The sequence below is a fragment of the Stieleria sedimenti genome (assembly GCF_025060895.1).
Classification (GTDB): Bacteria; Planctomycetota; Planctomycetia; order Pirellulales; family Pirellulaceae; genus Stieleria; species Stieleria sedimenti.
The window spans coordinates 30,986-45,372 of the sequence record NZ_JANZKV010000013.1; the positions used below are offsets into that span (position 1 = coordinate 30,986).

General features: G+C 59.2%; 12 protein-coding genes. 8 read left to right on the top strand and 4 right to left on the bottom strand.

Annotated features, from left to right (window positions below; genetic code table 11):
* The first annotated feature begins 252 nt into the window (after positions 1–252).
* From accD to speA, 3 genes are all read left to right on the top strand, one after another.
* Positions 253–1,089: an acetyl-CoA carboxylase, carboxyltransferase subunit beta gene (gene accD / locus NZK35_RS02370; RefSeq protein ID WP_259630998.1), complete on the top strand. Its 837-nt coding sequence runs from the start codon at positions 253–255 to the stop codon at positions 1,087–1,089.
* Between the two features lie 7 nt (positions 1,090–1,096).
* Entirely contained in the window at positions 1,097–2,026 is a 930-nt protein-coding gene (locus tag NZK35_RS02375; RefSeq protein WP_259630999.1) for a serine/threonine protein kinase, read from the top strand.
* 95 nt (positions 2,027–2,121) lie between these two features.
* Positions 2,122–4,170, top strand: a complete 2,049-nt coding sequence (gene speA, locus NZK35_RS02380; protein ID WP_259631000.1) for a biosynthetic arginine decarboxylase — start codon at positions 2,122–2,124, stop codon at positions 4,168–4,170.
* 43 nt (positions 4,171–4,213) lie between these two features.
* Here the strand turns inward: speA and mtaB are convergent, their stop codons facing one another.
* Together mtaB and NZK35_RS02390 are read right to left on the bottom strand one after the other, a co-directional pair.
* Positions 4,214–5,518, bottom strand: coding sequence for a tRNA (N(6)-L-threonylcarbamoyladenosine(37)-C(2))-methylthiotransferase MtaB (gene mtaB, locus NZK35_RS02385; protein ID WP_259631001.1), 1,305 nt, complete (start codon positions 5,516–5,518; stop codon positions 4,214–4,216).
* 3 nt (positions 5,519–5,521) lie between these two features.
* The gene (locus tag NZK35_RS02390; protein WP_259631002.1) at positions 5,522–5,857 is read right to left on the bottom strand and encodes an ATP-dependent Clp protease adaptor ClpS; all 336 of its coding nucleotides are present in this window, start codon (positions 5,855–5,857) and stop codon (positions 5,522–5,524) included.
* Positions 5,858–6,067: 210 nt separating this feature from the next.
* Between NZK35_RS02390 and NZK35_RS02395 the strand changes: the two genes are divergently transcribed.
* On the top strand, positions 6,068–7,438 hold the full coding sequence (locus NZK35_RS02395; RefSeq protein ID WP_259631029.1) for a dipeptidase: 1,371 nt from the start codon (positions 6,068–6,070) through the stop codon (positions 7,436–7,438).
* Positions 7,439–7,626: 188 nt separating this feature from the next.
* Positions 7,627–8,901 carry a serine--tRNA ligase gene (gene serS, locus NZK35_RS02400; protein WP_259631003.1) on the top strand — a complete coding sequence of 425 codons (1,275 nt, stop codon included), beginning with the start codon at positions 7,627–7,629 and terminating at the stop codon, positions 8,899–8,901.
* A gap of 238 nt (positions 8,902–9,139) precedes the next feature.
* Here the strand turns inward: serS and NZK35_RS02405 are convergent, their stop codons facing one another.
* Entirely contained in the window at positions 9,140–9,763 is a 624-nt protein-coding gene (locus NZK35_RS02405) for a response regulator transcription factor (protein WP_259631004.1), read from the bottom strand.
* Positions 9,764–9,903: 140 nt separating this feature from the next.
* Here NZK35_RS02405 and NZK35_RS02410 point away from each other — a divergent pair, with 140 nt between their 5' ends.
* Both NZK35_RS02410 and NZK35_RS34560 read left to right on the top strand, forming a co-directional pair.
* Entirely contained in the window at positions 9,904–10,479 is a 576-nt protein-coding gene (locus NZK35_RS02410; protein ID WP_259631005.1) for an ECF-type sigma factor, read from the top strand.
* Positions 10,476–12,761, top strand: coding sequence for a serine/threonine-protein kinase (locus NZK35_RS34560; RefSeq protein ID WP_259631006.1), 2,286 nt, complete (start codon positions 10,476–10,478; stop codon positions 12,759–12,761). Before NZK35_RS02410 ends, NZK35_RS34560 begins: the two co-directional genes overlap by 4 nt.
* On the opposite strand, the gene NZK35_RS02420 is transcribed toward NZK35_RS34560, so the two are convergent.
* Positions 12,694–13,689: an alpha/beta hydrolase gene (locus tag NZK35_RS02420; protein WP_259631007.1), complete on the bottom strand. Its 996-nt coding sequence runs from the start codon at positions 13,687–13,689 to the stop codon at positions 12,694–12,696. The two genes, NZK35_RS34560 and NZK35_RS02420, sit on opposite strands and share 68 nt — an antisense overlap.
* Positions 13,690–13,869: 180 nt before the next feature.
* Between NZK35_RS02420 and NZK35_RS02425 the strand changes: the two genes are divergently transcribed.
* Positions 13,870–14,328: an FxsA family protein gene (locus tag NZK35_RS02425; protein WP_259631008.1), complete on the top strand. Its 459-nt coding sequence runs from the start codon at positions 13,870–13,872 to the stop codon at positions 14,326–14,328.
* The last annotated feature ends 59 nt before the right edge of the window (positions 14,329–14,387 follow it).

Sequence of the window (14,387 nt, forward strand, 5' to 3'; positions counted from 1 at the left end):
GATTTGGTCATCGATTCTCGGAGATTTCAGCGTTTCGTGCGGCCCAAGAAATCCTACCGCCCAAGGGCAGACTGCCCGATCGCGATGTCGGATTTCAATTAGGGGCTGAGAAAAACGACGTCATCAGCTAAACTACGTGGCCAGACAGGCCGACGGACAGCCTGCGCGCTCCACCACTCCACTGCAAGCCGATCGCCCGAAACGCTTCGATTCTTTCGCATGGACACCCTCGAATCTCAGCCTCATTCTACCATGCCCGAACCTAGCGATTCCCCCCAGGAGCCACCCAAGAAACGGGGCGTGCCCGAAGGCTTGTGGCTGAAGTGTCCCGGTTGTGGGACCAGCGTCTACAAAAAAGAAGTCGAACAGCGACTCAACGTCTGCCCCAAGTGCGACCACCATTTCTACGTTTCGGCGGCCGATCGAATCGTCCAAGTGGTCGATGAAGGCACGTTTGAGGCGATGAACGAGCACCTGCGGCCGACCGATCCGCTGGAGTTTTCCGATCGCAAACGCTACGCCGAACGGTTGGTCGGGGAACAAAAGCGAACGGGTTTGTCCGACGCCGCCATCACGGGGACCGGCATGATTCGGGCCCGCCGCGTCGCGCTGGCCGTGACCGACAGCGCGTTCATCATGGGAAGCATGGGCTCGGTGGTGGGTGAACGTTTGGCACGGTTGATCGAACATGCGACCACGCAAGACCTGCCGCTGATCATCATCAGCGCCAGTGGCGGGGGGGCACGGATGCACGAAGGAATTTTGTCGCTGATGCAGATGGCCAAGGTCAGCGCCGCTCTGGCCCGCTACGACAAAGCGGGCGGCTTGTTCATCAGCGTGCTGACCAACCCCACGATGGGCGGTGTCGCCGCCAGTTTCGCCTCCCTGGGAGACTTGGTGTTTGCCGAACCCAAAGCCTTGATCGGGTTTGCCGGACCGCGAACGATCAAGGCGACCATCGGAATTGAGTTGCCCGAAGGATTCCAGACCAGCGAGTTTTTGCTGGAACACGGCTACATCGATCGAATCGTGCCTCGCAAACATCTGAAAACTGAAATCGCCCGCGCGATCGACTATTGCGGAAAGTAGGTCATCCATGGGGATTTTTGATTCCGTCAAATCGATGCTCGGCGGCAGCGGCGGCAGCAGCAGCGGTGGACGCATCGATATTCAAAAGCGGTTCACGCTGGAACGGACCGCGTTCACCGGCACGATGGCCAAGTTTGTCGTCGCCAAGGACCACGATCATGGTGGCCGCCTGGTCGGGATCAAGATCCTGGACCCGGAAAAGGTGGAGTTGTTCGAAAGCCGGTTTCGCCACCTGAAAAAACCGTCCGAGGGCGAAATCGCCCTGAAAATGCATCACCCCAACGTCGTCGAAACCTATGAAGTCGGCATGTCGACCAAGGGGCAACCGATCCTGATCATGGAGTTCGTCGCCGGGCCGAGCATGCAGAACATCATCGTTCAAAAGCAGGAACATCATGTCGCCGGCAAACGAATGATGCTGATCCGTTCGATGTGTGAAGCACTCAAGTATGTGCACAACCAGGGCTTCATCCACCGTGACATCTGCCCCCGCAACTTCATCCTGCTGCCAGAGTCCAAGGACGTCAAACTGATCGACTTTGGGCTGACGCTGCCGGCCACCCCGCCGTTCATGGTGCCCGGCAACCGCACCGGGACGCCGCTTTACATGTCGCCCGAAATCGTACGCCGGCGGCCGACCGATAAACGCGTCGATCTGTTCTCGCTCGGCGTCACGTTCTACTGTTTGATCGCCTTCTGCCATCCCTGGCAGGGCGATGTCGTCAGCGGACGGGCGGCCCTGCATCACGATACCTCGCCCCCCAAACCGCTGGTCGATGTCTGCCCCAACGTCGATCCCTCGTTGGCCCGCGGTGTGATGCAATTGATGCACCCGAAAGTCGAAGAGCGAACCGCGACGATCGAACAGTTCATTCAGCGAATCGCCAAGATAAAAAGTGTCTATCAAAACGGGGCGCCGAGTCCCGAGTTGAGCTGACAGACCCGCTCGATTCCACTACGCTCTGTCGTTGAACCCTTTCCAAACACGTCTCGGTCGACCGATCGAGACCTCTTTTTCGAGGCAATCAAGCATTGAAGCAAGCTCGTCAGGATCGCTGGACGGTCCAAGATTCGGTGGCAGAATATGGTGTCGATCGCTGGGGCGACGGATATTTTAATATTTCCGAACAAGGCACGGTGGTCGTTTCGCCTTCGCGGGATGAACATACGTCAATCGATTTGAAGGCCCTCGTCGACCAACTCGGCGACCGCGGGCTCAGCCTGCCCATTCTGCTCCGCTTCAACGGCATCCTCCGCGACCGATTGCAACATCTGCATCATTGCTTTGCCCAGGCGATTGAGGAAAACGGGTACCAGAACCGCTATCGCTGCGTGTTCCCGATCAAGGTCAACCAACAGCGCGAAGTCGTTCAACAAATCGTCGCCGAAGGCGCCGCATTGGGGTTCGGCGTCGAAGCCGGCAGCAAGCCCGAATTGCTGGCCGCGATCGCGATGAGCGATACCTCGGTGCCGATCGTTTGCAACGGTTTCAAAGACGAAGAGTACATCCGCTTGGCGATGATGGCCCAGCGGCTCGGGCGAACCGTTTTCCCCGTGGTCGAGAAAGCCAGCGAGTTGGATCTGATCTTCCGCGTCGCTTCGGCCGTCGGCGTGCGTCCGACGATCGGGATGCGGGTCAAACTGGCCACCCGCGGCAGCGGTCGTTGGCAGGCCAGCGGCGGCTACCGCAGTAAATTTGGGCTGACGGTCGCAGAGGTTTTGGCGTCGTTGGACCGCATGATCGAGTTGGGGTTTGAGGATTGTTTTCAACTGCTGCATTTTCACGTCGGCAGCCAGATCGGAAACATCCGGCAGCTGAAGTCGGCGATCTTGGAAGCGGCCCAGATTTACGTCGATCTGCAACGCCGCGGTGCCGCGATGGGTTATCTGGACGTCGGCGGGGGATTGGGCGTCGATTACGACGGCACCCAAACCGACAGTCAATCGAGCATGAACTACACGATTCAAGAATACGCCAACGACGTCGTCTACCACGTGCAGAGCGTTTGTGATGAAGCCGGCGTTCCCCACCCGCAACTGATCTCTGAAAGCGGCCGCGCCGTCGCCGCCCACCACAGCATCCTGGTGATGGAAACCCTGGGTGTCACCAAACAGGGCAACGCCGATCTGCCGCCCTGGGCCGCGTCGCCGGGTAACGGCGAGCCGGAGTCGGAGGGTCCGCCGGAAGATTACGAACAACCGGTCCGTGATTTGTGGGACGCCTACGCGAATCTGACGGCCGACAACATGATGGAAAAGTTCCATGATGCGCAGCTGACGTTGGACATGTGCATGAACCTGTTTAGCGGCGGGTACCTGCCGCTGGAACAGCGTGTTGCAGCCGAAAACCTGTACTTCGCCCTGTGTCATCGCGTTCGTGAACTGGCCCAGGCCGAGGGCGATTTGCCGGCCGAGCTGGAACATCTTGATCGCATGCTTTCCGATATTTACTTCGTCAATTTCTCGCTGTTTCAATCGATGCCCGATGCCTGGGCGATCGACCAATTGTTCCCGATCATGCCGATCCATCGGCTCGGCGAACGCCCGACCCGGCACGCCGTGCTCGGCGACATCACCTGCGACAGCGACGGCAAAGTCGATTCGTTTGTTTCAGAAAATGATTGCTGTGACACCCTGCTGTTGCATCCGCCCGAAGACGGTCAGCCGTATCAATTGGCGGTGTTCATGGTCGGGGCCTATCAAGAAATCCTCGGTGACCTGCACAACCTGTTCGGCGACACACACGCGGTGCACGTCGAGTGCGAGGGATCGGCGGTGAAGATCCGTTCGATCGTCAAGGGCGACACCGTCTCCGAGGTGCTCGGCTACGTTCAATACGACGACCGCGAATTGCTCGATCGGATCGGCCAGTCGGTCGAGGACGCCATCTCGGACGAGCGGATCGATCATCAACAAGCCGGCCGAATCGTTGCCGCGTTTGAAAAAGCCCTCGCCGGATACACCTACCTGGAACCGACCAGCAAGGGTGCCCCGATGGAAGACTTCGAAGTGCCGGTGGAGTTCGTCGACACGCAAGAGAGTCAACCGTCCCCGTTGCAGCGGCAGAACTCGACGACCTAGGGCATGCCGTGCATGCCTTGCCTTGCGTCACGCACAGCGTGACCTACTGAGAAACGAGCAGACGCTCCTCATCGGCGCGGATGACTTTGGCGGTCACCAGGTCTCCGGTCGTGATGTCGGGGTCATCACTGACCCATTCGGCCGGCGCATAGCGGCAGGTCGTCCCGCGTAACAACCGCGATTCACTTTCGCTGCCATCGAGTCGGACCAATTCGCGATCGGATTCGACCAGCACTTGCACGGATTCACCGACCAAGCTGGCAAAATAGTCGCGGCGAAGTTCAGACTCGAGTTCGGCGAGTTGGTGCACGCGTTGGTTCTTAAGATCGCCGGGCAGCTGGTTCGGCATCTCAGCGGCGGGTGTGCCGCGGCGGGCACTGAAGGGAAAGGCGTGAATTTTGGAGAACCCGGCGGCGCGACAGGTCTGCAGCGTCTGCTGGAACTCGGTCTCGGTTTCAGCGGGAAATCCGACGATGATGTCGGTCGTGATCGCCGGTTTGTTGAGTGCTTCGTTGAGCATGCGACAACGGTCCAAAAACATCCGTGTGCCCCAGCGTCGACGCATCCGACGCAACACCGAGTCGCTGCCCGATTGCAGGCACAGATGGACGTGGGGGACGAGGCGATCGGCATACTCGGTCATCACACCGATCAGGCTGCGAGTCACCTCGGTCGCTTCGATACTGGACAGTCGGATGCGGAAATCGCCGGGCAGCTGGCAGAGCTGTCGAACCAGATCCGACAGCCGCGTCCATTCTTCGCGCGGTTTGTTGCGATTCCAATCGACGCCGTAATGCCCCAAGTGAATCCCGGTCAGCACGACTTCGCGATGGCCCGCTTCGGTCAAGCGGCGGACTTCGTCGACGATGTGTTCGAGCGGCCGCGACGTCAGCTTGGGTCGCACGTGGGGGATGATGCAGTAGCTGCATCGAAGCAAGCAACCGTCTTGCACTTTGACATAGGCGCGGTGCCGGCCGGAAAAGCCGTCCAGCCCGGTGGGGACGTCAACGACGCCGAACCGCGACATCAGGTCGGGCAGTTCCCGTTTGTCGGTGACGACTTCGGCCACCCCGGGCAGCTTGGCGACTTCGTCGGGCGCTCGCGTGGCGTAACAGCCCATCACGACGATCCGGGCATCGGGGTTTTCCCGGGCCATGCGGCGGATCACTTGCCGGCTTTTGACGTCACCTTGATTGGTGACGGTGCAAGTGTTGACGATGCATACGTCCGCCTGGTCCCCCTGGGCGCAGTCTTCAAATCCGACACGCTGCAAGCCCTGTCGGACGAGTTCGGTTTCGTACTGATTGACTTTGCAACCGAGTGTGGTGACGCGTAGCTTTGCCGACATGCTTTAGCCGGCCGGTTCGATGGTCGCGCTCATGCTGCCTTTGCAACGCGGGATCAAATCATCTTTGCCGTAGGCGTGAATCTGGTCGCGTTTCAATTCGGCGTGTTCCATGGTGGTGGTCAGACAAATCGCTTTGCCGTGACTGTCGACTTGGGTCGCGATTTGGAAACCTTTTTCGACCGGGTGTCGAAACAGTTTTCGCATCATCATCACGACGTACTGGTAGCTGTGATCGGAGTCATCCCAGAGGATGACGTTGTAGCGAGGCTGTTTCTTCGGTTTCGTTTGCTGCTCTTGCTCAACGGCCGGATCGGCAACTGCGACTTGCTTGTCTGACATTTTCGAAAACTGCTCCGTCGTGTGAACGCCGGGCGAACGATCACGCCCTCTGTTGCTACGATGACACGGCTCCTATTGTAGCGCGGCTGCAGAACCGAAGGCAGACCCGATTTTGATGGTTTTTCCCGTTTTTTTACCCCAAATCACTGAGTCGTTCCCGTGTCTCCATCCCGTGAAAATGCGGCCACCGGGCCGCTCGACGACGCGTCACTGGGCCAATTGATTGAATCCCTCGATACCGACCGCAACGCGCTTTTGGACGACCTTGTGGAGTGGTTACGGATCCCAAGCGTCAGTAGCGACAGCCGGCGGCAGGGGGAAGTTCGCGAGGCGTGTGACTGGGTCAGCCGAAAATTGCAGCAGGCCGGACTGACGGTGGAAACCATCGCGACCGAGGGTCATCCGATGGTGGTTGCCCAAACCGCTCCGATCGAGGGAGCGCCGGTGGTGTTGGTCTATGGACACTACGACGTCCAGCCCGCCGAGCCGTTGGAGGATTGGATCAGTGGACCGTTCGATCCGACCGTTCGCGATGGAGATCTATTTGCTCGTGGCGCGACCGACGACAAGGGACAAGTTCTGACGCACATTCAAAGCGTTTGTCGCTGGCTGTCGGCCGGTCACGCCTTGCCGCTGCAGATCAAGTTTCTGATCGAAGGTGAAGAGGAAGTCGGCAGCGAAAACCTGGAGCGAATGCTGCCGGATCTGGCCGAAAAACTGGCCTGTGATTGCGTCGTCATCAGTGACAGCAGCCAGTACGCCGACGGACAACCGGCGATCACGTACGGGCTGCGGGGCATCGCCACCTACGAATTGATCGTCGACGGCCCCGGCCAAGATCTGCACAGCGGATCATTCGGCGGTGCGGTGATGAACCCCGCCATCGCGCTGTGCAGGATGCTCGCTTCGATGGTCGACGAAAGCGGCGTCATCCAAATCCCCGGCTACTACGATCGAGTCCAGCCGCTGACCGACCAGGAACGGCGGCAGTGGCGTGAGCTTCCGCAATCGGACGAAGCGTTTGCCGCAAACGTGGGTGTCAAGGAGCTGTTCGGCGAACAGGGTTACACGACCGACGAGCGACGCTGGGCACGACCGACGTTCGACATCAACGGGCTGACCTCGGGCCATCAAGGCGAAGGCGTCAAGACGATCATCCCCGCCAAAGCGTCCGCGAAAATCAGCTTTCGCTTGGTCGCCGACCAAGACCCCCGAGAGCTGACGCAGCAACTCGACCAACACTTCAGCGCGATCGCTCCGGCCGGCGTCCGCTGGAAATTAAAAGCCGATCACGGGGCGCCCGGGATGCTGGCCAACATCGACACGCCGTTCGCCAAGGCCGCCGAACGGGCCATCGACGCCGCCTTCGGTGCCAAGCCGGTCTTCATTCGCGAAGGCGGTTCGATTCCGATCGTCACCCGATTCCAAGAAGTCTTGGGCTGCGATTGCCTGTTGCTCGGCTGGGGGCTTTCCGACGATAACGCTCATAGCCCCAATGAAAAATTCCGCGTCGAGGATTACCATCGCGGCATCCAGGCCTCCGCACGACTCTGGAACGAAATTGCCAAACAAGTGGGATAGGCTTCTGCCGGCAGGCGTTGGTAGCGAAACCTGTGAAGCAACCCTCCCTGGCAGGGAGGGTCGAGCGAGGCGAGGGGAGGGGCGATCAGGCGTCACCGAATGATTTCCAGCCTCGATCAACCCTCACCGGCCGCTGAGACGACAACAACACTCTCGAGTTCATTTTTCCCCACCTACCTCAACTCATCATGCTTGATCGGAAATTCATCCTCCAAAACGTCGACCTGGTCCGCGAGAACTGTGAGCGACGCGGCGTGCCGTGTGATGTCGATCGGATCGTCGAATTAGACGCCCAGCGGGTCACTCAACTGCAACTCGCCCAAGACCTCAACCGCCAAGCCAACGAGGTCAGCAAGCAGATTCCCAAGGCATCCGAGAACGCCCAGCGACAAGAACTGATCGCCAAGGGGCGCGAGCTGCGAGAACAAAAGGATGCCGCCCAAAAACAATGCGACGAGTTGGAAGACCAGATCCTGGCGATCCAAACGCTGATCCCCAATCTGACGCACCCCGACGCGCCGACCGGTGGCGAAGAGGATGCCAAGGAATTGTCGTTCGGTGCGACACCGAAACCGGAATTCGATTTCCAGCCGCTCGATCACCTGCAACTCGGTGAGAAGCACGACCTGTTTGATTTCGAAGGCGGTGCGCGGGTCGCCGGTGCCGGGTTCTATTTTTTGCGCAACGCCGCCGTCCGCTTGGACCTGGCGCTGCAGCAGTTCGCCATCGCCTTCCTTTCCGATCGCGGCTTCACCCCGGTCTCCACGCCCGACCTGGCGCTGACCAGCGTGCTGCAGGGCACCGGGTTCAACCCGCGCGGTCCGGAGACGCAGATTTACAGCATCGAGAACACTGAATTGAACCTGGTCGCCACCGCGGAGATCACACTCGGCGGCATGATGGCCGATCAAACGTTGACCGACACCGAGTTGCCGATCAAGTTGTGTGGGCTCAGTCACTGTTTCCGCACCGAAGCCGGGGCGGCCGGTCGCGCGTCCAAAGGTCTGTATCGCGTGCATCAATTCACCAAGGTCGAAATGTTCGCCTTCACGTTGCCCGAGCACAGTGACGCGATGCACGAAGAGATGCGGGCGTTGGAGTGTGAATTGTTCGATGCCTTGGAAGTCCCCTACCGTGTCGTCGACACCGCCAGCGGCGACCTGGGTGGTCCGGCCTATCGAAAGTACGATCTGGAAGCCTGGATGCCGGGGCGGGGCGACGCCGGCGAGTGGGGCGAAGTGACGAGCACCAGTAACTGCACCGACTACCAGGCGCGTCGGCTGAACACGCGTTACAAGGTGACCGGAGAGAAGGGAACCAAGTTCCTGCACACGCTCAACGGCACCGCCGTCGCCACCGGACGCGCGATGATCGCGGTGATCGAAAACCATCAACGCGCCGACGGCAGCATCGCGGTTCCCAAGGTTCTGGAGCCCTGGATGGGTTGCGACGTGATCGGGTAGACAAAACACTTGGTTCTGATTCGATCGAATCGAGACGCCTGGGATTCGCCCGATGCGATTACCTTTGGCGTTGAAGGGGTTAGCGGAACGGCGCGCGCGGGCTGCCGATTTAGTCAGGATCTGCTGAGTCAATGGTGAGCCGCTGGCCGTCAGGCCTCGGGCGGGCGTCGCAATGCCCGGCCGCTAGGAAAAATACTGAGAATCGGATGCCTGGAAGCGTCAGCACGTCCCGCAGCATTCACTGACCGCCGAGGCGACGCTCGGCCTCGACCACCATCCGAACGAGCTGTGCGAGGGACTTCGTGCCGGTCTTTCGAAAGATATGATGACGGCGTGCCTCGACGGTTCGAATGCTCAGACCCAGTCGATTGGCGATCGTTTTGTTCGGGTGCCCTTGAACCAGCAGATCAAAGACGTCGCGTTCCTTGGAAGTCAGTCTTGCCAAACGCTTCCCAACGGCGGCATGCTTTGCATCGATCCGCCGAACGCGTCTTTCATACGCCAGAGCATGCTGGATGGAATCCCACAACGCCTGCTCGCTGACCGGTTTTTCCAGCACGGTGATCGCACCTTGCTTCATCGCCTGCACCGCGAACGGAATTTCTGCAAATGCGGAAACGAAAATGATGGGTAGGGAAGTGCCCTCGGCAACCAGTCGATTTTGCAGCTCGTTTCCGCTGATTCCCAGCAACCGAAATTCTGCGACGATGCACGCCGGAGTGTGGCGCGTGTATGCTTCAAGAAAATCCTCGGCGCTTGTGTAGTGCCGGAAATCGAGGTTCATTTGATCCGCGATTCGGCCGACGATCCGCCGGGCCAACGGATCAGGGTCGATCAGAAAGAGAGTGGTCGTTTCCGGCATCAAACGTATTCCCTGGATCGGTGAGATCGTTGTGGGACGCAACGGGGCGTCAAAGAGGGCGAGCTTGGGTTGATGTCGTTAACGCGACAGCTTCACACCAAATGGGTCATCTGTTCACGAAAATTCTTCGAAAAGCCCCTATGACAACGCCGACTCCGACTCACACCGAACTTCTCCGACGCGTTTCCGGCGGTGAGCGACGGGCGGCCGACGAGCTGCTGGAATTGGTCTATGAGGATTTTCGCTCGATGGCGGCAACCTATCTGCGGCACGAATCCAACGATGTGACGCTGCAGCCGACGGCACTCGTCCACGAGGCGTTTTTGCGACTGATCGATCAAAATCAGGTCCAGTGGCGGGGACGCACGCATTTTCTGGCGATCGGCGCGCAAGCCATGCGCCGCGTTCTGGTCGACAACGCTCGTCGCCGAAATCGCAAGAAACGAGGCGGATCGGCCAACAGAATTTCTTTCGAGGAGCAGCTGTTTCTTTCGCCCGATCACGATCACGACTTGATCGCCGTGGACCAGCTGTTGGCGGAGCTGCAAGAGATCGATCCGCGACAATCGCAAATCGTCGAGCTGCGATTCTTTGGCGGAATGACGAGTTCAGAGGTCGCCCAGCACTTGGGCATTTCCAAATCGACGGTCGATCGCGAGTGGCGCGTCGTCCGCGCCTGGCTTCGTCAGCAACTCAATGAGGACGACAAGGCGTGACGCCGAACCAATACGGTCGAGTCAAAGAACTGTTTCTCCGAGTGGTCGACCTGGGCCGCGGCGAACGTGAACGCGTCCTGGAAAACGCCTGCGCCGACGATCCCGAACTCCGCGCAGCGGTTGATTCGTTGCTTGAGCACGACGATTCGCGGACCATCATTCGATCCGCCGAAACCACCGTCGCAGATTTTTCACCCAAAGTGCTGACCGCCCCAAGGAGGAAGTTGTTTGGCGCCGGCGTTGAGCGTTGGTGGCAGTTCACGCACGGTCTCGGCCGGCAAGGTCAGTTGGCGCTCGGCGGACTGATTTCCTGTTTGGTGCTCGCACTGATCGGCTTTCTCGTCCAACGGTACATCGGACAGTTGCAGAAGGAGGTCCGCCGCGAAACCCTGAATGAAATCGTCGACAGCAACGTCCTTGCACTGAAAATGTGGCTGGATCACGAAGTCGAAAAGGCTGAATCCTGGGCCCGCAGCAACCGCCTTCGCCAGTCCGTTGGCGAACTGATCCGCATCACAGACGATGCGGACGATCTTTCCCAAACCCCTCTCGCTGCGCCGATCCATTTCAAGATTCGCAGCGAAATCACGGCCTTAGCCGGACGTGAGGAACACTTCGCCATTTGGGATCGGCGTTACCGACTGATCGCCGATTCGATCTCAGGGGACAACCGCATCGGTCACAACGCAACCCCATGGGGATCGAGCATTCTTGCCTCCGTGTTTGCAGGTCGCTCGGAGCTTTTTCCACTGGAGAAGGATCGTTCGATCACCCCGCTGGACGAGAGCACCGCCGTCATTCCACATCTCGCGATCGTGACGCCACTTCGCAACGCCGACGGCCGCGTCATTGCCGCGCTGCAGATTCACGACTCCACAAGCCGGGAGAAAGCGATGCGAATCACGCAAGCGTTCCGACTGGGCGAATCGGGTGAAACCTACGTCTTCGACCGCGACGGACAAGTGCTGTCCGCCAGTCGATTCGATCGACAACTCGAGCAAGCCGGGTTGATCCCAACCACAGCGGACACAAGTGTTCGACATACCTACCTACACGACCCCGGCGGAGACACCACGGCGGGCTATCAGTTCGAAGAACCCGCTTCGGCCCTTCCACTGACAAAGATGGCTCGCATGTGTCTCTCCGGTAACGACGGGAGTGACGTCGACGGGTATCGTGACTTTCGCGGCGTCATGGTCGTCGGCGCTTGGCGCTGGCTCGATGATCTCCAGGTCGGCGTTGCGACCGAGTTTGACGCCGATGAAGTTGATCCGTCAGCAGGTGTCACACGCGTCTTTGCCTTCGCGGTGATGGTCCAATCCGCACTCTGCTTGTGCATCGCCGTCGGATCGTACTATTCCATCAATCGCCTCCGCCATCGATTCGGCGAAGACCAAAAACTGGGACAATACCGTTTGGAAAAACAGATCGGTGAGGGAGGGATGGGAAAGGTCTTCAAAGCGCAGCACGAGCTGTTGAAACGCCCCACGGCCATCAAGTTGCTCAAACCCCAATTCAGCGACTCCGACAGCATTGCCAGATTTCAGCGTGAAGCACGATCGGTGAGCCAACTGGAGCACTTCAACACCGTTCGCGTTCTAGACTATGGCGTTTCCGAGGAACGGATCTTCTATTTGGTGATGGAATACATCGACGGCCTAACGCTCTCCCATCTCGTCGAACTTGAAACTGCGATCGAGCCGTCCCGCGCTGTCTTTCTACTGCGGCAGGTGCTCTATTCACTTCGCGAAGCCCACAACGCCGGACTCGTGCATCGGGATCTGAAACCGGGCAACGTGATGATTTGTATTCGCGGGGGGACTTCCGATGTCGTAAAGGTGCTCGACTTCGGTCTTGCGAAACCAATCCATACCACCACATCACAATTGATCACCGAAAGCCATTTGGTGGCGGGAACACCGCAGTATCTGGCGCCTGAACGGCTTCACGACCTGGGGACCAATGATCCCAGATCCGATCTGTTTTCGTTCGGCGCCGTGGCGTTCTTTCTGTTGACCGGACGCAACGCAGTCGACGGGCAATCCATCGCCGAGATCCTCCACCAGCTTGCCAATGTTCCGCCCTCACGGCCAAGCGAACACACAGCCCGATCGATCCCAGCCGCACTCGACGATTTGGTCTTTCGCTGTTTGTCAAAAGACCCGAATGATCGCCCGGGATCGGCCCAACAACTCATCGATCAACTCGACGGCATCACTGACATACCCGTCTGGTCGGAGTCGCAGGCCGACCAGTGGTGGGCCAAGTACCGTCAATTGTAGGCGTGTCGGTCAGCAGGCCCTCCAGCGTTTCGGAGTTCAAATCGACTTGACGCGCCAACCGCAATGCCGGTGAGAATTGGTTGACCTTGCGGCTCATCCAACCGGCCAGATGATCCGCCACGTCCTCCGCATCGATGTCTTGGATCAAATCATGACGTCCACCGGGCCAACGGACAAACTCCGCCCGCTCGCGCATCCGTAGCGCCAAGTTGCGACAGGCGGCATGATCGATCAGCTCGTCTTCGTCCCCCTGCACGATCAACGTCGGTGTTTCGATCGCGGCGGCATGGTCGAGCGCGAAGCGGCCTTGCGCCAACAACTGCGTCGCCAGATACAATGAGATCTGACTGTGTTGCAGCGGGTCGGTGCGGAAACGTTCCGCGGCGGCACCATCACGCGTCAACTGCTCGACGCGAGCCGGTTTGGAAAGTCGGATCCAACGAAACAGTTGGCCCGTGCCCCAAGCGGCGAAGATCTTGGGTCGATCCAGAAAACTCGGAGGCATCAACATCGGCGCGACCAACACCAAGCCCGACAGGTCAGGCGTTTCGACCGCGTCAAACTCCGCGCGACGCAGTGCATAGTTGACCGCCACATTGCCTCCCATGCTGTGGCCGATCACGACCTGATGCTTGACGCCAAAGGATTCCCACAGCAACTGACGCGACGATGCGATCAGTTGCAACAGGGAATCGTAACTCTTGACGGTTCCGCGTCGTCCCGGCGAGCGGCCGTGACCGGGCAAATCGAAGGCGAAAACCGCCCAGCGTCGACGCAGCATCCGCCTGGCAAAGGACGCAAATCGTCCACCGTGATCCCCCAATCCGTGCACCAAGATCACCACGCCGCGCTCCGTGCCATCGCCGCGATGCCAGAGCCGTGCGTACAAATCTTCCGCGTTGGGGACCGTCAAGGATTGGGCGATCATGATCGTCACCTGATGGATGGAGGCGGGGGGGGATTGGAAATTGTGGGATATGGCACGAAATTCGCGTCCCGGTCCGTTCCACAAGGGACATTTGTCAGGATGGCACTCCGACGGACCGGTCCGAAACAGGTTCATCCAGAACGCTGTCGTCCAATTTTCCGCCCTTTTCAGGCGATCGAGATGCTGCTTCGACTTCTTCTGTTGTTCATCACCGTCCCCCTGGTGGAGCTGTACCTGCTGTTGCAGCTTGCCGATTTCACGGGGGCCGGTCCGACATTCTTGCTGGTCATCATTACCGGCATTATCGGCTCTTGGCTGGCCAAACGTGAGGGCCTGATCGCGTGGCAAAAGTTTCAAGTGGCGTTGGGCGAAGGCCGGATGCCGAGCCGCGAGATTCAGGACGGGCTGATGATCGTGTTTTCCGCCGCATTGCTGCTGACGCCCGGTTTGCTGACCGACATGGTCGGCTTTGTGATGCTGGTTCCGGTTGGACGCGATCTGATTCGCAAGTTTGTACTTTCACGATTGTTTCGCGGGTTCGGGTCGGTGCACGTCCACACCACCACGACCTTTGAAAGCACACCCCTGCACCCCTTCGATGACAGCAAAACCATCGAAGGCAGAGCCACCCGCCGCTAGCAAGTGGGATAGGCTTCCAACCTGTCAGCTGCCTCTATCGGGGACAGACCCCGAGCTTC

Coding starts and splice junctions, on each gene's coding strand:
- NZK35_RS02420 (WP_259631007.1), bottom strand. CDS start 13,689: ATGATCGCCCAATCCTTGACGGTCCCCAACGCGGAAGATTTGTACGCA.
- NZK35_RS02405 (WP_259631004.1), bottom strand. CDS start 9,763: ATGCCGGAAACGACCACTCTCTTTCTGATCGACCCTGATCCGTTGGCC.
- NZK35_RS02375 (WP_259630999.1), top strand. CDS start 1,097: ATGGGGATTTTTGATTCCGTCAAATCGATGCTCGGCGGCAGCGGCGGC.
- serS (WP_259631003.1), top strand. CDS start 7,627: ATGCTTGATCGGAAATTCATCCTCCAAAACGTCGACCTGGTCCGCGAG.
- NZK35_RS02390 (WP_259631002.1), bottom strand. CDS start 5,857: ATGTCAGACAAGCAAGTCGCAGTTGCCGATCCGGCCGTTGAGCAAGAG.
- NZK35_RS02425 (WP_259631008.1), top strand. CDS start 13,870: ATGCTGCTTCGACTTCTTCTGTTGTTCATCACCGTCCCCCTGGTGGAG.
- accD (WP_259630998.1), top strand. CDS start 253: ATGCCCGAACCTAGCGATTCCCCCCAGGAGCCACCCAAGAAACGGGGC.
- NZK35_RS02410 (WP_259631005.1), top strand. CDS start 9,904: ATGACAACGCCGACTCCGACTCACACCGAACTTCTCCGACGCGTTTCC.
- mtaB (WP_259631001.1), bottom strand. CDS start 5,518: ATGTCGGCAAAGCTACGCGTCACCACACTCGGTTGCAAAGTCAATCAG.